At 41.7% G+C, this 19,742-nt stretch carries 13 protein-coding genes and 1 riboswitch; of the genes, 4 read left to right on the top strand and 9 right to left on the bottom strand.

Going from position 1 to position 19,742, the window contains the following annotated elements:
- Window positions 1-921: 921 nt before the first annotated feature.
- The 3 genes from JK635_RS07070 to JK635_RS07060 all read right to left on the bottom strand — a co-directional run bounded on the left by JK635_RS07070 (window position 922) and on the right by JK635_RS07060 (window position 8,283).
- Window positions 922-3,951 carry a S8 family serine peptidase gene (locus JK635_RS07070; RefSeq protein WP_202653254.1) on the bottom strand — a complete coding sequence of 1,010 codons (3,030 nt, stop codon included), beginning with the start codon at window positions 3,949-3,951 and terminating at the stop codon, window positions 922-924.
- A 165-nt stretch (window positions 3,952-4,116) separates the two neighbouring features.
- Window positions 4,117-5,673, bottom strand: coding sequence for an Ig-like domain-containing protein (locus JK635_RS07065; protein WP_202653253.1), 1,557 nt, complete (start codon window positions 5,671-5,673; stop codon window positions 4,117-4,119).
- A 261-nt stretch (window positions 5,674-5,934) separates the two neighbouring features.
- Entirely contained in the window at window positions 5,935-8,283 is a 2,349-nt protein-coding gene (locus JK635_RS07060; RefSeq protein ID WP_202653252.1) for a 5'-nucleotidase C-terminal domain-containing protein, read from the bottom strand.
- A gap of 398 nt (window positions 8,284-8,681) precedes the next feature.
- On the opposite strand from JK635_RS07060, the gene JK635_RS07055 reads away from it, so the two are divergent.
- On the top strand, window positions 8,682-9,305 hold the full coding sequence (locus JK635_RS07055; protein WP_202653251.1) for a LysE family translocator: 624 nt from the start codon (window positions 8,682-8,684) through the stop codon (window positions 9,303-9,305).
- Window positions 9,306-9,547: 242 nt separating this feature from the next.
- Here the strand turns inward: JK635_RS07055 and JK635_RS07050 are convergent, their stop codons facing one another.
- Window positions 9,548-10,828: a UDP-glucose dehydrogenase family protein gene (locus tag JK635_RS07050; protein ID WP_202653250.1), complete on the bottom strand. Its 1,281-nt coding sequence runs from the start codon at window positions 10,826-10,828 to the stop codon at window positions 9,548-9,550.
- A gap of 456 nt (window positions 10,829-11,284) precedes the next feature.
- Window positions 11,285-11,416 carry a hypothetical protein gene (locus tag JK635_RS24675; RefSeq protein WP_306792917.1) on the bottom strand — a complete coding sequence of 44 codons (132 nt, stop codon included), beginning with the start codon at window positions 11,414-11,416 and terminating at the stop codon, window positions 11,285-11,287.
- Window positions 11,417-11,631: 215 nt separating this feature from the next.
- Here JK635_RS24675 and JK635_RS07045 point away from each other — a divergent pair, with 215 nt between their 5' ends.
- Entirely contained in the window at window positions 11,632-12,693 is a 1,062-nt protein-coding gene (locus JK635_RS07045; protein ID WP_202653249.1) for a multicopper oxidase domain-containing protein, read from the top strand.
- A 217-nt stretch (window positions 12,694-12,910) separates the two neighbouring features.
- Here JK635_RS07045 and JK635_RS07040 read toward each other — a convergent pair whose 3' ends face one another.
- Window positions 12,911-13,075: a hypothetical protein gene (locus tag JK635_RS07040; protein ID WP_202653248.1), complete on the bottom strand. Its 165-nt coding sequence runs from the start codon at window positions 13,073-13,075 to the stop codon at window positions 12,911-12,913.
- A gap of 221 nt (window positions 13,076-13,296) precedes the next feature.
- A riboswitch (cyclic di-GMP riboswitch) is annotated at window positions 13,297-13,354 on the bottom strand.
- A gap of 307 nt (window positions 13,355-13,661) precedes the next feature.
- Here JK635_RS07040 and JK635_RS07035 point away from each other — a divergent pair.
- Entirely contained in the window at window positions 13,662-14,405 is a 744-nt protein-coding gene (locus JK635_RS07035) for a M15 family metallopeptidase (protein WP_235887948.1), read from the top strand.
- A gap of 576 nt (window positions 14,406-14,981) precedes the next feature.
- On the opposite strand, the gene JK635_RS07030 is transcribed toward JK635_RS07035, so the two are convergent.
- The 3 genes from JK635_RS07030 to wecB all read right to left on the bottom strand — a co-directional run bounded on the left by JK635_RS07030 (window position 14,982) and on the right by wecB (window position 18,248).
- Window positions 14,982-16,166, bottom strand: coding sequence for a toxic anion resistance protein (locus JK635_RS07030; protein ID WP_202653246.1), 1,185 nt, complete (start codon window positions 16,164-16,166; stop codon window positions 14,982-14,984).
- Complete coding sequence (locus JK635_RS07025) at window positions 16,163-16,819, bottom strand: 5-bromo-4-chloroindolyl phosphate hydrolysis family protein (RefSeq protein WP_202653245.1); 657 nt, start codon at window positions 16,817-16,819, stop codon at window positions 16,163-16,165. Before JK635_RS07025 ends, JK635_RS07030 begins: the two co-directional genes overlap by 4 nt.
- Window positions 16,820-17,111: 292 nt before the next feature.
- The gene (gene wecB, locus JK635_RS07020; RefSeq protein ID WP_202653255.1) at window positions 17,112-18,248 is read right to left on the bottom strand and encodes a non-hydrolyzing UDP-N-acetylglucosamine 2-epimerase; all 1,137 of its coding nucleotides are present in this window, start codon (window positions 18,246-18,248) and stop codon (window positions 17,112-17,114) included.
- 481 nt (window positions 18,249-18,729) lie between these two features.
- Here wecB and zupT point away from each other — a divergent pair, with 481 nt between their 5' ends.
- Complete coding sequence (zupT, locus tag JK635_RS07015) at window positions 18,730-19,548, top strand: zinc transporter ZupT (protein WP_202653244.1); 819 nt, start codon at window positions 18,730-18,732, stop codon at window positions 19,546-19,548.
- Window positions 19,549-19,742: the final 194 nt, after the last annotated feature.

Below are 19,742 nucleotides of genomic sequence, written 5' to 3'. Positions count from 1 at the left end.
GAAAGATTGAAGGAAAAGCTGTTCCTTAATAAGCAAATTTGTTGTCGTCCCACAGGTCTTCAGGTTTAACTGTAAATAAATTTCCAAATGGACAGAGCCACCTTTAAATGGGTATTTATCTTTTTGGTCCTAAAAGGGTGAAATATTTTAACTGAAAATTCCGATACTTTTTATGCAACACTAGTGATTTCCTGTAAAAAAATAAATATGTCCTTGTAGTCGGGTTTGTGATAATACGTTTCGGAACCGATTTCTAGTATTTCGCACGTCCGCTTTACAGGTGTTCGATTTAACAAGAGAGCTGCAAAAGTCGGCAAAATATCATTTGGCAATTCCAAGTCATCCCTTTAGAAGGATGAATAGGGTCGGATTGCAAACAACCGATTGACTGCTGTGTTTTAAACTTCCGCTTAAACGATAACGATACGGTTTGCTTTTGGCACTTGTAAATCGTTCCTGTTCCAGCCCATACCACTTGCAAAATGGGTCTGTACAACGGTTCATCTGAATAGAATGGGTTAAATGATTAAATTCAATATTTACAGGACGAAACAAATGGTCACGATATTTTTTTGCAAATTGGATAGGTGATAGCAGAGGATAGTCTATTGACCGCGAATTTATCTCAATATCCGATAAAGGTGGAATGACTGTTGCAATCCCATCAGTTCTATCAGCAAAGTCGTTTCAGTTTACCCAATATCTTGTTCCTCAGTCTGCGTTTCGTTAAAGATTTGTGATAATGCCCGTTTGTTTCGACGCTTGTTCTGAAGCCATTCCAAAAATTTCGGGTCATCCCTCAGTTGGATAAGGCATTTGTCAACGACTTCTTCTTCGGTATATCCTGTGTATTCGGCATAGTATTTGACTTTTCAACCTCTTAACTAAACCCGTTACCCATACAGGCAGCCTTTTTTCTTTCTAGAAGTATTCCCATTCATCAATATCATACCAGTATTGATTCCCTAATGCGTCTTGGTATTTAAGTTGATAATACAAGTAGTCGGTCAAAGGTTTTTGATAAATAATCGTATTTTCCCCCGGTTTTAACGTGTAGCTTTTTAGGTCGAGCCGCGCCGTACCATAGGGATCATCATACACATAAAGGGTCAGCGTTACTTGCTGGGAGGTTTGAATTTTCAAGTTCATTTTATCATGATAAAAACTATAGTCAGACACATCATTAAATGATACCTCATGGCTTTTTAGCCAAGATGGATTCTCCGTCGAGCTCATTTTTCCTTTGACACTGAATTTCTGTCCGCCGCTACTTTCCGCTGTGATGACAAAATAATAGAATTCGTCACCCTCATAGTACCCATCTTCATTTTTACCATCCCAGCGAAAGGATTGTGTTCCATCATTTATAGGTACGTCTTTTTGAATGGTCTTCACCTTTTCATTTCGCTGATTTAGAATTTCTATTGTTACTTTCCCGCCGCGCGACAGTTGGTAATACACTTCAGCAGCAGGGGTTTCCCCAAGGTCCAAAGCCACAATGGAAGGATAAAGAATATCTATTTTAGTCAACTCGACATGAACGGTTCCTGTAAAGGTTTGGGAAAGATTATATTTGTCAATTACTTGAATCTTAAATTGGTAATCTCCGTCTGGTACTTGTTTACCTTCAAGATCAGTTCCGTCCCATTGGAATGTTTGTTTCCCGGCTGCCTCTGCCTCTTCCGTCTTAATATTCTTCATGAGATTGGCACCTTGATAGATACCGACAGTCACTGTTCCGGATTTGCTGAGCAGGTAATCAATATTCATCATCCCAGTTGCTTTTAAATAAACATCCTTACTTGCCTGAATTTCCGGTGTGCGCCAATCCTCGACTGAAAAATAAGCGCCGGTAATGGTTGTTGTATTTCCTGCCGGGTCTTTAGCTTGGACATCATAATAATAATTCCCTTCAGGTACTGGAGTGTTTTGATCGTTCTTCCCATTCCAGCTTACCGCTATCTTTCCTGGTTTAAATTGCTGATTAATTAATTTCCTGATGATTGTCCCCTTGTCATTTTTAACATAAGCAATCACGGTAGCAGTTTCTTTTACTTCCAGTTGAGCTGTATAGTTTGTCTGATTATCCATTTTAAAAACAGGCGGGCTTAATGCGAATCCAGCCACAGGCCGAATAGTATCCACCTTTATTTGAACTTTTTTAGCTGTTCCCGCTTTATTATGGCTGTCGATGATCAACATTTCCAAGCTATATGTTCCATCTTTTACTGGCAGACCCGTTGAATTCTTTCCATCCCAAATGACGGAGTGCTTACCGGCTGACACGGACTTTTTGTTTAGAATCGTTTTCACGGTTTTCCCGGCTTGATCCTTGATCACGGCCATGATTTTTGCTTGTTGCGTTAATTCATACGGGATATTTATTTTTCCGCTTACTTTTGGCGAGAAGGCATAGATGCCCGACACGATGATATCAGCTTTTGTTTGATTGTTAACTTTGATCGTGGTACTTTTGTAGACCGTTTTTCGCCCGTTGGTCATTTTCACTTCAACTTTGTATGTGCCGGAAGAAACGACCTTTTTACTGTCGGTTTTCCCGTCCCAATAAAGGGTAAACTTCGAGCCGGAGGTGCTTTTATCGGTAACGACCTTTCTTAAGGTGGTTCCTTTTGAACTTTTAACCGATAGCGAAATTTTGCCAGTACCTGCTGTAGTAAATGAAATGGCCGCTTTATTTGTTCCTTTGGCCGTAAAGATTTTGGGAACGCTGATCGTGGAAACTGGCAGGGCCGTGTTAGAAACCGCCTTATTGGCATCAATTCTACCGTAGCCGTACAAAGAATCCCGCCCTTTTGTGCCAAGGTCAACGGTTGATTTTTTTAAAATCGTTTCAACTTGGCCGGAACTTAAAAACGGATTTCTTGAGCGGACAAGCGCTGCAACTCCGGAAACAACCGGTGTTGCCATGGATGTTCCGCTCTCATAACCATAAGAACCACCGGTTATCGTAGAATAAATACGATCTCCGGGAGCCGCCAGATCAATATAACTGCCGCGATTTGACCATGAGGCAATCTTATCACCTTGTGTTGTAGCGCTGACTCCTAGGACCCCTTCGCTAGCAGCAGGATATTCCGGTTGATAACTCCCTTCATTACCGGCAGCGGCAATCAGTACTGCTCCTTTTGATCGGGCGTATTTTACTGCGGAATCAATCGCATAATTATATCCTGGAGCACCCAAACTCATATTAATAATATCGGCATGATGATCGACAGCATATTGCAGGGCCCTTACGACTGAATCCGTTGTTGCCTCATCACCGGTAAATACATTAATCGGCATGATTTTCACGTTCGGGGCAATCCCGGCAATCCCTTTGCGATTAAAGCTGGCGGCAATGATTCCGGCGACATGTGTTGCATGTAAATGCGGACTATATTTGGTTGTTCCGGTTACGGCGTTATAGGGCGAGACAATTTTCCCCTTTAGCTCGGGATGGTCCTGCTGTACACCGTCATCAATGACAGCGACTGTAATCGCTGATGAACCTTTGGTTTTATCCCATGCCTTTGGCGCCTGTATTTTATTCAGATACCATTGCTGCTGATATTTTGGCTCTTTTGGAAGATAGGATTGAGTGAACCTGTAATTTGGCTCCACCAATGCCACAAGCTTATTCTTTAACAAAGTCTTGGCGATGGTCTTTAAATCGGCACCGCTTGGTACTTTAACAACAGAAAAATCACCATCCAGCAATTGCGATTTTTCCTCCGAATTCACTTTGTTTAGGATGGCTGCTTGTTCTTCAGAAGTTGCTTCCGGTTTAAATTTAACAATTAATTCCCGAGCCACAAATTCCTGCTGATCCTGAAACTGAACTTCCGGATTAACTTGTCTCGGCTGCTCGTTTACTCCCTCTGCAGTCGCAGTAGATGCCATAAATGTCAGACTTAGAAAAAAAAGGCTTAAAGACCATATCGCTTTCACTCGTAATCCTCCGTTACTATTCTTTTAATTTCATCATCTATTTACTTATATTCTAGCATGTTATTTACGGTATTCATCATTAAATTTATGCATGATATAAAAATCAGCACCCTGACCGAAAATGGCAGAGTGCTGCTAGTAAATATTTTGCTGGATTACAAGCTTTTATTGATTATTCGTAACTGTGTCTGTTCCTTCAGGATTACCTTCAGGGTCATTGGTAGTTTTCGTTACAGTAATTGTTACGGTACTTGAATTTCCGGCTTTATCCTTAGCTGTTACTTTAATGATGGTACCAGCCTCTTGCGGTGGAATCGTGGCTTGGTATGTTCCATTTGAATCTATCGCTGTTGCTGTGATCGAAGTTCCAGACCCCATTGACACAGTAACGGCTGCACCCGTTTCCGTTTTTACCGTTACTTGTGTGGACTGGTCTGTTACTGGATCAACCGAAATCGATGGAGCCGTTTTGTCAGCAACAGTCACAGTTGCCGATTTCGCATGTCCAGCTCTATCTTTAGCAGTCACTGTAAATTTCGTTCCTGATTTTAGATTTTTCGAAAGTTTATATGAAAACTTCCCATTTCCATCCGCCTTAACAGGATGGTTCTTATCAAAGCTCAGTGTAACTGTTGCTCCAGCCTCAGTTTTTCCAGATACCGTTTTTGATTGATCTGAAACTGGATTAACGGTGATGGTTGGAATCGTTTTGTCTGCGACAGTGACACTCTTCGTTACCGCATTCTTTGCCTTATCTTTAGAGATAACGGTCACTTTTGAATAAGCTTTTGGCTTATTTGGTAATGCTATTTTGAAGTATCCACTTGTTTTCGCTTGGGTTCCTTTAGATGTCCAAGTTCCATTCTTAACCGTTACCGATGCACCTTTTTCTGTTTTTACATATACAACTTTGTCTTTATCCGAAACTGGTTTAACAGTTAGAACTGGAGCCGTTTTATCTTGGACGGTAACACTTCTCGGTTTACTTACATTTCCGGCTTTATCCGTGGCTGTAACGCTAAGTTTTTTGCCAGCTTTTTGTTTTGGAATTTTAATAGAAAAATTCCCCTTTGAACTAGCTGTTTTACTATATTTCTTAGAGCCAATAGTCACAGTTACTGTTACTTTCGCTTCCGTTTTACCAGTTACTGTTGTGGAATTATCACCAACGGTATTGACTGTTGGAATTTTCGGTGCTGTTGCATCAAGATTTTTGAAGAATGGCTTCGCCAATTGATTAAATGTTTGTGATGACCAAGTGATTTTCACCTTGGCTCCAACCTTTACCATATCGTATAACTTTTCGACATCCCAGTTATGCATCCGGACACAGCCGTGTGAAACCCATTTCCCTATCGAGCTTTCATTAGCGTTTCCATGAATTCCATATGGGTAACCATTTTCCCATTTACTTAGCTCCATCCAGCGCTTCCCTAATGGATTATTCGGGGCGCCTCCCGGGATGTTTTCCTTATACCATGGCCGGTTTTTCTGTTTTGCACGTATGTAGAAAGTTCCTTCCGGAGTAAGACTCCGAGTCTTCCCGGTTGCCACAGGGTATATTTTTACTAATTTACCTTTTTCATAGAAAGCAAGTTTATTAATCTTTTTATTAATGATAATTAATTGCTGATTGGCGCTTGCACTCGCTTGTGGAGCCTGCGGAAAGCTCATAAATCCTAAGAATAAAACGATTAAACCAATTATTAAACGTCGAAACACCTTTTGTTACACCTCGCAAGTATTCTATTTATTCTTAAACAATACCACATCTGTAACAATTGTAACATAATTTTTGTTCAAAAAAGTTTCGCTAAATAGTTACAAATTTCAACTTGGTTCATTTTTATAGAATACTATCCTTTTAAAAAGAGGTTGTTTAAAATAACAATGGTGTCAGGCATCCTAATTAGATTTTAGTGATACCTGACACCATTTGAGAAAGTCTTTAACTAGATTTTTCTAACTATGATTTTTCAATCCTTACCCAGCTTTTCCATTTGACTTTTTATTACTAGCATATACTCCGTCTGAGTTAAAGTAATACATTTTCCCTTGAATTTTTACCCAGCCAGTTTGCATCACACCATTTTTATCGAAGTAATACTTCTTCTTGTTGATAGTTTGCCAGCCCGTGCGCATTGCTCCGTCTTTGTTGAAGTAATACTTCTTCTTGCCGATTTTTGCCCAACCGGTTTGCATGACTCCGTTTTTGTCGAAGTAATATTTCTTCTTGTTGATAGTTTGCCAGCCCGTGCGCATTGCTCCGTCTGTATCGAAGTAATATTTCTTCTTGCCGATTTTTGCCCAACCGGTTTGCATGACTCCGTCTTTGTTGAAGTAATACTTCTTCTTGCCAATTTTTACCCAGCCGGTTTGCATGACTCCGTCTTTACCGAAGTAATATTTCTTCTTGTTGATAGTTTGCCAGCCCGTACGCATGGCACCGTCTTTACCGAAGTAATATTTTTTCTTGGCTATTGTTTGCCAACCGGTTTGCATGGCTCCGTCTTTGTCGAAGTAATATTTACTGGCTTTAATAACTTTCCAACCAGTCACTTTTTTGCCATTTTCATAGTAATAAGTATGGCCTTCTTCCACTACCCAACCATTTTTTACTTCTGCAGGTTTTTCTCCGGCAGTAATTCTGCCTTCAACAGCAGGAGCAACAGGACTGTTTTGTGCAATATATTCGGTTAAGATTTCATAGTCGACAATGAATAGCTCATGGATGCGGCCGTCATCTTTAGCCTTTTTGAACATCGTATAGCCATCACCGCCATCCGCAACGAAGGCATTGGTGGCAACAGAGTATGTTTTCTTCAAGTCAATTGGCTCATAGCCAGAGGCGGATTTCACCTTTACTTCCCAGACTCTGTCATAGGCAGGCTTTTTAGGGTCATACTTGAATTGAATTCCTGACACCTGCATAAACTGACCGGCCCCTTCTTCCACCTTGCTGACGCTATGTTCAAGTGCGTCCCAAATTTCCTGGCCAGTTAAGTCCAGTGTCACCAGCAGGTTGGCAAATGGCATAACGGTATGAATATGCCCAAGTGTAACATCACCTTTTGGAATGGAGGCTCGAATACCACCGCCATTTTGCATTGCAATCACAGTGTCATTTTTCAAGACCTCATTAGCTTTTTGAGCCATAGCATCGGAAACCAGGTTACCAAGATTGGTTTCTTTCGTACGAACATTTCCACGTTCTCCATCAAGGTCTATTGTCGCAGCACCAATGACGGTCTTTTTCAACTCTTCCAGCGGTGTTTTAAATTCGTCCACCTTGGCCTGTGCCTCGGCATCCGCGACATAAGTGTTCACATCCAGCAGCTTGCCGTCTTGAGCAGTTACAACTCCATTAGCGTCAAAAGTTACATCCAAGACGCCCAAATATTTCAGATATTCATTTGCCTGAACAATCACGGTCGGCTCAGCTTTGTCAATCACAACCGGTTTGTCGAGCTTCGTATGTGAATGTCCGCCAACTATAACGTCAATCCCATCGACTGCTTTCGCCAGCTCTTGGTCCGGTCCGTAGCCTAAGTGGGATAGAACAATAATTTTGTTGATCCCTTGTTGTTTCAGGGCAGCAACTGTGGATTTGGCCTTCTCTACTGCATTTTCAAACACTATCTCTTTAGAAGGACTGGCTAAGAATGTGGTATCTTCCGTCGTCAGGCCAAACATGCCGACTTTTTCCCCGTTAATTGTTTTTACCATCGCCGGATAAATTTTGCCACCCTCTGGAGAAGAGGGAATTTCATTTTTAAACATCGGCCCTAAAGCCGGATCTTTTGTTACATTGACATTGGCGCTCAGAAGCGGGAATTTCATCTCGCTGATAAAATCAGCCAGTACCTTCGAATCTTTGTCAAACTCATGATTACCGAATGTCATCGCATCGTACTTAAGCTGGTTCATGAACCATAAATCCGCTTTACCAAGGTATTGATTGAAATAAAGCGTTCCCGAGAAAACATCGCCGGCATCGACTAACAAGGCGTCCGGTCTTTCCGCGCGAACTTCTTTTACAGCGGTTGCTAACTTCGGATATTGCTCAACATTTGCATGGGTATCGTTCACATGCATAATCCTTATATCTATGGATTTGGACGCTTGTGGTAAAATTTCTCTACTCATGTTATCAGAATGAGCCTGGTTACTTGCAGATAATTGACCAAATATATATTTTGTTGTATCCGTTTCAGTCGCACTATTGGTCGTTGCCTCAGCTGCACTTGCTTGTGGCAAATGAGGAAAAACATAGCTGGCAAAAAATGTCGCGACTGTGAGTAAAATAAAAAGTTGCTTCTTAAACAACTTCAATGGTTACAACCTCCTTTTTTTATCCCTAGACTCGTAATGATTTTAAATGTAATCTACTAATTTACTAGATTTTTCTGTTAAAGCAAGTGAGTGCGTCGACAGATGAACGGATTCTCAAAAAAGAAAGATATAACTTTTTCTCTTGTTTCTTGTATAGTCACCTCCACCTAAAAAATGACCTATCCTTGTCTATTTTAATATAAAGGCTAACATTAATCTACAATATTTAACAAACTTTACATATAATATTATTTGTGGTAACCAACTTAATAATTGGTTAATATATGTATTTGTTATTTTTTCTAAAGGTCTCTTTTTTCAAAATATAATAATCTAATTACTTCTAATTTTATGATAATATATTCATATTAAACTTCTTTACTTGGAGGCGTAGAGCCATGCTGTCATTTATTCTCGTTGTGCTTGTGTTGTTTCTTATTCCCGGTCCGGCGGTCATTCTGACGGTGACGCAAACAGCGAGGGGTGGGAGAAGAGCAGGGATTTTTACCGGTGTAGGGATTGCTGTTGGCGACCTGATTCATACATTAGCTGCTGTTCTTGGCCTATCGGCGATCCTAATGACCTCCGCCTTGGCTTTCGAGATCGTGAAATACTTGGGTGCCACCTATTTAATTTTTATCGGGGTGAAATCATTCCTGGAAAAGGCGAAAAAGCATGCGGAACCAGCTGCCGTCAAAAAGACTATCACCGACGCTGTATCGTTTCGCCAGGCGCTGCTAATTGAATTGTTAAATCCAAAAACAGCGTTGTTTTTCCTTGCCTTCCTGCCACAGTTTGTCCACCATAATGGAACACCGGTTTTTCTGCAGCTGTTGGCGCTTGGTCTGACGTTCGTGTTGATGAGTATTTTATACACAACAACGCTGGCGTTGTTGACCAGTTCGATTGGCGAAAAGCTTTTTGCTAATCAAAATAATTGGATGGCCCACTGGCAGGGAAAAATAGTTGGCTCGATTTATATTGGCCTGGGATTGCAGTTGGTGCTCCAGAGTCAAAAATAGGAAAAACGGTGACATTGGTATATTTCCACTTGTCCAATCATTCCCATACGTCTACTTGGCCGCATTGCTCGCGAATAATCCCGTTTTGAATCTCAAAGCGGTTCCCATTCTGCGGCAGCCCCCTTTCCTACGATGACGAGTCATCTCCAAGTTTGTCACGCAGGAAGAGTTGTCCATTTTGAAGGATTGCCGTATCGAGATGATCGAAAGAGCGAGGGAACCCCGCCCTTTTTCACCATTATCTAATAATTAGCAATCCCATGATAAAAAAAACCAAGGGTTTCCATTTCAGCCCTGTTCAACATATTTCTCCCGTCAAAAACAATCGGCTGTTTCATTAACGGTTTAAGAGCCGCCCAATCAAGGGTCTTGTAGTCATCCCAATCCGTACAAATGATTACAGCATCGCTGTCTGACACCGTTTCTGGTATGGTTGAAAATTGAGGGAGTTTTGAGGCCATGTTGACAACAGGGTCATGGGTTCTAATCACCGCCTGCGCCTGTAAAAGATGTTCGATCAGCTGCAAGCTTGGGGATTCTCTTGTATCATCGGTGTTGGCTTTAAATGCTAAACCGAGGACAGCAATCGTTTTATGTTTCACCCCGCCCTCTATGGCACGGTTCATTTTTTCGATAAAATATACGGACTGGTCTTTATTTACTTCAACCACTTTTTCAAGGATGGAAAGGGGACTATCATGCTGCCTTGCGGTCTGCAGCAACGCACTTACGTCCTTGGGAAAGCAAGAGCCGCCGTAGCCCATACCAGCTTGGAGAAAATGCGGACCAATGCGGTGGTCAAGGCCAATTCCTGTTGAAACATCGTTCACATTAATCCCTAACTTATCACACAGCCTGGCTAATTCGTTGATATAGGAAATTTTCATGGCGAGGAAGGAATTGGCCGCATACTTAATCATTTCTGACGCTTTCAAATTCGTTTCAACAATCGGACATTGGAAATTTTGATATAATTCTTTGATGATTGTTCTTGCCTTTTCACTCTCCGTGCCAATAATAATGCGGTCTGGACGGAGGGCGTCTTGGAGGGCGGAACCTTCGCGGAGAAATTCGGGATTGGATACGACGTCAAAGGGAATGGGTACAGGCTGTTGGCGTTTAATCCAGTTTGTCACTAATTCAGCTGTTCCGACAGGCACCGTACTCTTGGTCACAATAACCTTATAGCTGTTCATATATTGACCAATTGCTTCGGCTACATTTTTTACGTACAAAAGATCGGCACTTCCATCTAGGTCCTGCGGTGTTCCGACACAAATAAAAATCACATCATGGCTTTTTATCGCCATTTCTGTGTTGCTTGTAAATGAAATTCGTTGCGATTGGACATGTTTTATCAACAGGTCTTCAAGACCCGGTTCAAAAAAATACAGCTCTCCTCGCTGTAATGCTTGAATTTTCCGATCATCAAGGTCCAGGCCGGTTACTTGATGACCCATTTCACAAAAAATCAGCCCTGTAGTTGTCCCCACGTAACCAGTACCAATGATTAATATTTTCACAATTGGCTTCCCCCCTTACGACTAGTAATAATCTATTCGAAAGAGCATGCCAGGGAAGGTTGTCAATTTGAGAAAGGGCGGTAATTGGGCGGCTCATAGGTGCAGAGCTTGTTTAAAATGGAAGGGTTGTTTTTTTGAATGTGGATAACTATTATAGCAATTCTGCTATCCACAAGAGTTATCCACTTATTTCTGAGGTTGTCCACAAAATCCATTGGAGTATCCACATAATTATTCACATATTTGAAAATTAATTGAGAATATCTACAGGGATAAAAGTTCTTATTCACAAATTTATACGGATTATCAACAGATTCCCGGTGTTATTCACATGTTATCCACAATGATGCTTACTTACCGGAACTGCCGGTTCCTTAAAAAATAGGGGCTGTCCGAAAAGTGGTTTTTTAGCTCAAAAATTAAAAATGGACTTTCTGGACGGCCCCCACTTTCATGCTATTCTTCTGTTTCTGTTATTCGACCGGTTTTTTCGACTATCTCCCGCAACTCGCTTTCGTCCCCTTTGGCATTGATTATTTCAAAAATCTGATTTAATCCTTCACTCGTTTGTTCCTCGTCTTTTTTCATTATCAAAACCTCCTTGTCCACAAAGGATTCCCCTATTTATACTGAATTATTGACTAATACAGAAGTTTTCCACATTTTGCTCATTACTTCACAAAATGTTCACCAACCCCTCATGTTACAGTGACTCAAGTCACAGGAATGGATTATAAAAACACTAAAATAAAAGTGTAAATAATAGTTAATTAAATTTTGAAGTTAAATTGGAGGGAATAAAAATGGGAAAAGTGACAAAGTTTGCAGCAGTTATGGTAACAACCTCTGTGTTGATGTTAAGTGCTTGTGGCAAGGCTGAGCTCGCTACTGAGAAAAAGGCTGAGGCTGAGGCAAAAACAACAACGAAAACTGCAACACAGGTATTTGCTCCCCATGAACATGTAAATCAAAAACCAACTCCGATTAAAATAAAGCGAATTGGCAAACATGAAGTAAATGTCGAAATGACTGCACAGGTAACCGACATTGAAATTGCCAAAGATGATACGTATAAAGCTTGGACATTCAACGGCGAAGCTCCGGGCCCCGTAATTGTCGTTAATCAAGGGGACAAAATTAATTTTACCCTTAAAAACATGGACCCGGCGATTCCACACAGCATGGATATGCACGCTGTTCATACAGCGCCATCTAAGAACTTTGCCGATGTCATGCCGGACAAAACCGGCAAATTCAGCTACCCTGCTAATAACCCGGGAGTGTTCATGTATCACTGCGGCACTAAACCGGTGCTTGAGCATATTGCCAACGGGATGCACGGAATGATTATTGTCAAACCAACAACTGGCTATCCAACTGATTCTCAAGTCGACCGTGAGTACGTCGTGATTCAAAATGAATGGTACAAATATAATGATATGGATGATATGACCAATGGTAAACCTAAATACGTCGTATTTTCTACAAAAGCGCTTAAAGATGGACAGCTGAATACGAACGGAACCGTCAGTGCATTAGTCGATCATCCTCTGCTTGCAAAAGTTGGCGATAAAGTGAGATTTTATGTCTTAAACGTTGGTCCAAACGAAGTTTCTAGCTTCCATGTGGTCGGAACCACCTTTGATGATGTCTATATGGATGGAAATCCGTACAATCACTTAAAAGGCATGCAAACCGTGTTGCTGCCGGCGAGCGGCGGTGCCGTAGTGGAATTCACTGTAACAGAGGAAGGCAGCTACCCGATTGTTACCCATCAATTCAACGATGCCACGAAAGGCGCCAATGGAGTCTTGAAAGTGACAAAAGACGGCAAAGATGATGGCACCGAAGTAATGGCCCACTAATTCAGAAAACGAAAACTCGCCGATTGGCAAATCCGTTACGTTAGGACGGTTCATGAGGCGTAGTTGAATAAATCCAACACAGGAAAGCATAAAATTGGATGAAATTTTATACTTTTCTAGTAGCTAAAAAACAGCGTTCAGGTTCTCTGGATCCCGACGCTGTTTTTTTGATATCCATGAATCGTTCTTCAAGACTCGGCAAACGGTGAGCCATCAATTATATTCTTGAACCAAGTTCCACAGCCTTGCTGCGATGGTAGATAGCCTTAACCTTAAACTTTAATCTTAATTCCTCACATAGACAGTCCTGCTGCAACAATTCGTTGTGACGCTTTTGCAGGACATGGTACAAGTATTTTCCTTTTAAAAATAATTTCAACACAAAAAGCCCTCCCTTAAATTTAATCACTGCCATTGACATAAAACCGCAGGAGATTCGTGTTCGACAGCTGGCGAGCATTGTCTTAAACTGGAATGACATTCGAACCATCTTTCTCAATAAAGGTGGCGTGAACAGAGCCCGGCTTCTCACTGAAGTCACAAAATAATTATTTCACGACTTATATTGGTTTGCCTTTGCACCGCTTCGCCCTTTTCCCTGTAGACTACAGCCCCTATAGCTTTGCGTCCTCATTTTTCAATAAGTTTGCCGTTTCGTACGATTTATGTGTTTTCTTAAATATATGAAACTAGTTTGTAAAATTAAAGGGCCGAAAGTCCTAGTTCGCTTCCGAGAAAGTTGGGAAAACTTTTACCGTCCTGTCTTTCTGGAGCAGCTTACATTCAAAGTCTTTCATACAACCTTTAATCACCTTAAATTAATTTCTTTATTAAAAAGCGATAAACAGACAAATTTAAATTTATTTTTTTACTCCATTACCAGCATTCTGAAATGAAAAGGTTTTAAAAAATGTCAAACGTGTCGATAGTGAGAACATAAATGAATTTTTTTAAAAAGGATGCTTACGATGGTAAAATTTCACTTGGAACTTGCCTGTGTTGTCTTATTGGCAACCTTGTTGACAGGCTGCCTGGAGAAAAAACAAATGGCCCCTGACGACGGTGAAGCCGTTGTTCCGGTAAATAAATCCACCTTTAAAAATCATGATGATGAAGCAAAAGTTATTGCCAATCCGGAAAGCATTCCCGTCCTCGTGAACAAAGAAAATATCTTGCCGGAAAGCTACCAGCCCAACGATTTAGTTGAACCCGATATTTCCTTTATTTTTTCTGAGAAATCGGAAAAGCGAAAAATGCGCGCGGAAGCAGCGACGGCGATTGAAAAATTATTCGCTGCCGCCCACGCCGATGGGATCGCTCTTCTTGGTGTATCAGCCTATCGTTCACGGGCAGCACAGGAGATTTTGTTTCATTATTATGTTAGTCAAGACGGTTATGAAACAGCGCAAACCTACAGTGCCCTCCCGGGGACAAGCGAACATGAAACAGGGCTCGCCATTGATGTGACTGGCGCTGACGGTAAATGCGCCGCAGAGGACTGCTTTAGCGGCAGTCCAGAGGCGAGATGGCTTGAGGACCACGCTGCCGAATATGGTTTCATCATCCGCTACCCCAGAGGAAAGGAAGCAATCACCGGCTACCAATACGAACCATGGCACCTCCGCTATGTGGGCAAAAAAATTGCCGCAGACATTGCCACTCGCGGCATGACCCTGGAAGAATACTTTAAAGCCATTCCGGTAAGTAAGTAATCGGGCCAATGGTGGTTTTTTAACGATTTATGCCTAAAAAGGGAAAAGACCTGATGATTGGGGTAACTAGCACTGGTCCAGTTGCTCGAAAACCGGATTGAACCGATGATTGGGGTAACTAGCACTGGTCTAGTTGCTCGAAAACTGGATTGACCTGATGATTGGGGTAACTAGCACTGGCCTAGTTGCTTGAAAACCGGATTGACCTGATGATTGGGGTAACTAGCACTGGCCTAGTTGCTTGAAAACCGGATTGACCTGATGATTGGGGTAACTAGCACTGGCCTAGTTGCTCGAAAACTGGATTGACCTGATGATTGGGGTAACTAGCACTGGCCTAGTTGCTCGAAAACCGGATTGAACCGATGATTGGGGTAACTAGCGCTGACGATTGTCCGGTTATCGCTGAATCTATAGTTTTTATCAGCGAATTCGGGTAATTTATCGGCGCTTCTTTATGGTTTATCAGCGATTTGTATCGGTTATCGGCGATTCATCTTATTTCAGCGGCGCATCTGTATATATTGCAGAAGTCAAAAAAGCTCCCGCTAGATTTAGCGAGAGCTTTTCTTGCTCTTAATTTCCTTTGATTTCCAATAGCTTTAGCCGCAGTTCGTTTTCCATCGTTGCTAGGTCTTGCTCGGCGAGGCGGCGCTTTTGCCGTCCTTCTTCCTGAATCCGCAATGTTTCTTCCAAAGTGCTGATCAAGTTTTCCTGCGTTTTCTTTAGCGTTTCAATATCAACAAGCCCGCGCTCGTTTTCCTTGGCCGTTTCAATTGTGTTGGTTTTCAGCATTTCCGCATTTTTCAGCAGCAACTCATTTGTCGTTTTAGACACTTGTTTTTGTGCCTCAACGGCATGCCGCTGACGAATCAGGGTCAAGGCAATGGCCACTTGATTTTTCCATAACGGAATCGCCGTTACAATCGACGACTGAATTTTTTCCACTAACGCCTGGTTCGTATTCTGAATTAAACGGATTTGCGGTGCACTTTGAATTGTGATTTCACGGCTTAATTTCAAATCATGGAGACGTTTGTCCAAGCGGTCGGCAAATTGAATCATGTCATTGACCTCTTGGAATTTCATTTGGTCATTGGTTGCCTCCGCCTGTCTTTTCAACTCGGGAATAATTTTCTCGTGCATTTCCTCCAGTTTCAATTCCCCAGCAGCAATATAAACATTGAGGGCTTGAAAATATTCTTTATTTGTTTCATAGAGTTGTTCAAGCAATTTTATATCGGAAAGCAAAACATTCTTGCTGCGCTCCAGCTTTACGGTAATGCGGTCAATTTGCGCACCGGTTTTTTGATATTTGGATAGTGCTTCCTGAAGTGATCCGGAAATTTTTCCGAACATACGCGCAAAAAAGGATGGTTTTTCATCCCTTAATTCGTCCGGATTAACTTGATTTAAGTGCTTCATGAGATCATTAATGATGTCGCCGATTTCCCCGAGATCTTTTTTCTGCACATGTTCAAGCATCGTTTGCGAGAAGGAGAGCAGTTTTCCTTGTGCTTGCGTGCCATATTGAATCATCGCCTGATGGTTTGTTGGATCAATTTGGGCGGCAAGTTGGTAGGCCTTAGCCCGGTGTTCTTCCGGGATGACATCGATTAATTTAACTGGCTTTGCCTCAGCCGCTTGTACCGCTGGAGCAGGCTGCTTCGCCAACTCAAGTTCGTCGCCAAACGGATTGGCTAAAATATCATTCAATAAATCACCGGATTGTTTATTTAAATTTGGAGTATTTTCGCTCATTTTAACCACCTATTCTCCTCGGGAAATTTGGAATCTTTTTGTTTTTTTATTGTATGCTTTGCTACATCAATTTCAAAGTTTAAATGGTCAACATCATCAGAAACAACCTGAAACAAATCATTCTCTAACACTTTAGTCAGTTCATTTAGAGTTTGCCGGGTTTCGATGAGGGATTGATTGATTTCCAGATTTTTTTTCGGCTGGGAAGCTAGGAAGCTGTATTTCTCTGTCAACTCGACAATCGAATCCAAATGTGAAAAATAAAATGATTCCGCCTGATAAAATCGTTTCGGCTCTTTAGCAGCCATTTTTTGGATTTTTTTAGTGATACGAAGAATATCAATTCTTTGTTTAACGGATGATAGATCACGTATGGTAAAAAGTGATTTATTGAGACGGTTAATTTTTTTATTTGCTTCTGATAAATTTTTTCTAATATAGCGGTATTCTTTTCTGGTCAGCTGATGCTTTTTTAAAAAACTGCGGCTCTGAGCAATGGCGAGGATCATATAGACAACAATCCCGCAGGCGATCGCGATGCCGAGTGACGGCAGAAAGTTTTGCCTAAAGAAAACAAAGCTGATAAACCCAGTTAAGACTGTCACGGGAATAGCCACAAACGACCGTAAAATGAACGATGCAACAGGGTTCATAATGATCGACTCCTAACAAATTAAATAAAGCTTACTATTTATACGAATCACTCAAATGAATGTTTCATATTTCGACAGCACAACATAGTTTCCATTTATTATTCTTACTTCCACAATACACGAAAAAACTCCTGCTTACCATAGACCACAAACGGAAACAATTCTAGGACTTAAGACTGATTTTGCCGTCAGGCACTATGTGAATTTTTCACATGGTGCCTGACACCGTCCGTGGACACAATTCCACCCCACACGGACACATAAAATGGAAACTAGTGCCTGGCACCTATGCTTAGAAGTCGTTCGGTCTTGTATTGTTAACACCAAAGTGATAGAGGATGGCGTTGACGATCCGTTTAGCGGCATGACCGTCTCCATACGGGTTGGAGGCTTTGGCCATTTGGTCATGGGTTGCTTGATTGGATAAGAGTTCATCCGCAAGTCTAAAGATGGTTTCTTCATTTGTACCGGCTAGTTTCAGTGTGCCTGCGGCAATTCCTTCGGGACGTTCGGTTGTGTCACGCAGAACTAGCACAGGAACCCCAAGCGATGGTGCCTCCTCCTGAATACCGCCGGAGTCGGTTAATATCAAATAAGCTCTTTCGGCAAAATTGTGAAAGTCAATCACATCTAACGGTTCTATGAGGTGAATTCGACGATTGTTTCCAAGGACCCGTTCGGCAATTTCCCGTACTACCGGGTTCATGTGCACAGGGTAGATAACCTGGGCATCCGGATACTTTTCTACCAGCCTCCGGATCGCGCGGAACATATTTTCCATCGGTTCCCCAAGATTTTCTCTGCGGTGAGCTGTCATCAAGATTAAGCGATCGCTGCCGATCTGTTCCAAAACGGGATGTGAGTATTGTGCCTTCACGGTCGTTTTTAACGCATCGATAGCCGTATTTCCAGTTATAAAGATGGCTTCTTCTGGCTTATTTTCTTCTACTAGATTTCGCTTTGCCTGAACTGTTGGCGCAAAATGCAACTCTGCTAATACTCCTGTCAACTGCCGGTTCATTTCTTCGGGGTATGGCGAATATTTGTTGTGAGTTCTAAGTCCGGCCTCGACATGCCCAATTGGGATCTGTTGATAAAACGCCGCTAAGCTGGCCACAAACGTTGTCGTAGTATCACCATGAACCAGCACAATATCGGGTTTTACCTGTGCAAAAACATCACTTAGCCCTTCTAGGCAACGGGTTGTTATCTCTGCCAGTGACTGTCTTTCCTTCATTATATTTAAATCATAATCAGGGGTTATCGCAAAAATATCCAGCACTTGGTCTAACATTTGACGATGCTGCGCCGTCACGGTTACAATCGACTTGATTTTATCTGGATATTTTTCTAATTCCTTTACAAGCGGGGCCATTTTAATCGCTTCCGGCCTCGTCCCAAAAACCGTCATTACTTTTAACGGGTTCATATTCATAAGTACCTCCAAGTGAATCTCCTTTTTTAAAAAAATATCGGTGAGACTTACTAACATGATAACAAATCTGTAGTCGCAGGGAAAAGTAATTCGCGGCGGGAATACCTAAATTTACTGATAAAGTAAAACTTCCATCAGTAGGGGCTTTCTTCATCCCCCATTGATGGTTAGTCCCGTTCTACTGACTCTAATCAAGACTTTCGCTTTGATAAAGACTCAGCACGAACCCGATTGGTTCAACTAAGCCGCTAAAAACACAGCGGCAAGTTTCACTGTATCTCACCAATCGGACTTTTACGGGCAGTTGATCCCTTACCTAGATTCCTTGTAGTCTTGGACCTCGAGGTGGAGGTCTTACTCCCCGTTACGGGATAAAATGTTTCTCTGAGGAAACATTTCTTTCTCTAGGCATATACAATATAAATACAATATTACGTTCAATTCATTTCTTTGCATTTAAAGGAGTGACATAAAAGTGTCTGAGAATCTTCTTTTGGCATTTGGACTAACATTATTTGCCGGCCTCTCTACTGGAATCGGCAGTTTGCTGGCCTTCTTCACCTCACATACCAATACGAAATTTCTCTCTGTCACCCTTGGTTTTTCCGCGGGTGTAATGATTTATGTATCAATGATTGAGATTTTTGTTAAAGCGAAAAATGCCCTCATCCATTCGCTGGGACCAGGGCCTGGAAACTGGGTAACTGTGGGCGGATTTTTTGCCGGAATGCTTTTGATTGCCACCATTGACAAGTTCATCCCAAAACAAAGCAACCCGCACGAGCTGCGGACTGTCGAAGATATGAAGTCGCCCGGTATGACAGAAAAGTCGGATAAACAGACGGATCTGTTAAAAATGGGTACATTTACCGCGCTGGCCATCGGCATTCATAACTTCCCCGAAGGAATCGCCACATTCACTTCGGCACTGCAAGATCCTAAGCTCGGGATTGCCATTGCCGTCGCGATTGCCATCCACAACATTCCAGAAGGGATTGCCGTGTCCGTTCCTATTTATTTTGCCACTGGCGATAAAAAAAGAGCTTTTAAACTTTCATTTTTGTCTGGATTATCAGAGCCAATCGGGGCCTTCGCCGCCTATTTGTTCTTAATGCCGTTTTTAAATGAAGTGATGTTCGGGGTTATTTTTGCGGCCGTTGCCGGAATCATGGTGTTTATCTCGCTCGATGAATTATTGCCCGCTGCAAAAAGATATGACGAAGCCCATCTATCAATCTATGGTTTAATTAGCGGAATGGCCGTGATGGCCCTGAGTTTATTATTGTTTATTTAAAAATGTTAAATAGAATCGGGGGGCTTTCCTTTAATAACCATATTAAAGACAATTTGCTGATTTCAAGGATTAAGTCCGTATAATTGTGTAAAAATAATGAGTCATTTTATTCACTTTTGGCAACACTGTTTTCAACCACGATAAACAATGAAAAGAGGAATAAAAATGACTCAAGTACAGTTTAACCTGAATAT

The sequence above is a fragment of the Neobacillus paridis genome (assembly GCF_016765675.1).
Lineage (GTDB): Bacteria > Bacillota > Bacilli > Bacillales > Cytobacillaceae > Neobacillus > Neobacillus paridis.
Note: the sequence above shows the minus strand (reverse complement) of the source record. Positions and strands in the feature narration are given on the sequence as shown.

What these genes read in the sequence shown, in the direction of transcription:
- JK635_RS07055 (WP_202653251.1), top strand. Translation starts at nt 8,682, where the DNA reads ATGCTGTCATTTATTCTCGTTGTGCTTGTGTTGTTTCTTATTCCCGGT.
- JK635_RS24675 (WP_306792917.1), bottom strand. Translation starts at nt 11,416, where the DNA reads ATGAAAAAAGACGAGGAACAAACGAGTGAAGGATTAAATCAGATTTTT.
- JK635_RS07045 (WP_202653249.1), top strand. Translation starts at nt 11,632, where the DNA reads ATGGGAAAAGTGACAAAGTTTGCAGCAGTTATGGTAACAACCTCTGTG.
- JK635_RS07035 (WP_235887948.1), top strand. Translation starts at nt 13,662, where the DNA reads ATGGTAAAATTTCACTTGGAACTTGCCTGTGTTGTCTTATTGGCAACC.
- JK635_RS07030 (WP_202653246.1), bottom strand. Translation starts at nt 16,166, where the DNA reads ATGAGCGAAAATACTCCAAATTTAAATAAACAATCCGGTGATTTATTG.
- JK635_RS07025 (WP_202653245.1), bottom strand. Translation starts at nt 16,819, where the DNA reads ATGAACCCTGTTGCATCGTTCATTTTACGGTCGTTTGTGGCTATTCCC.
- wecB (WP_202653255.1), bottom strand. Translation starts at nt 18,248, where the DNA reads ATGAACCCGTTAAAAGTAATGACGGTTTTTGGGACGAGGCCGGAAGCG.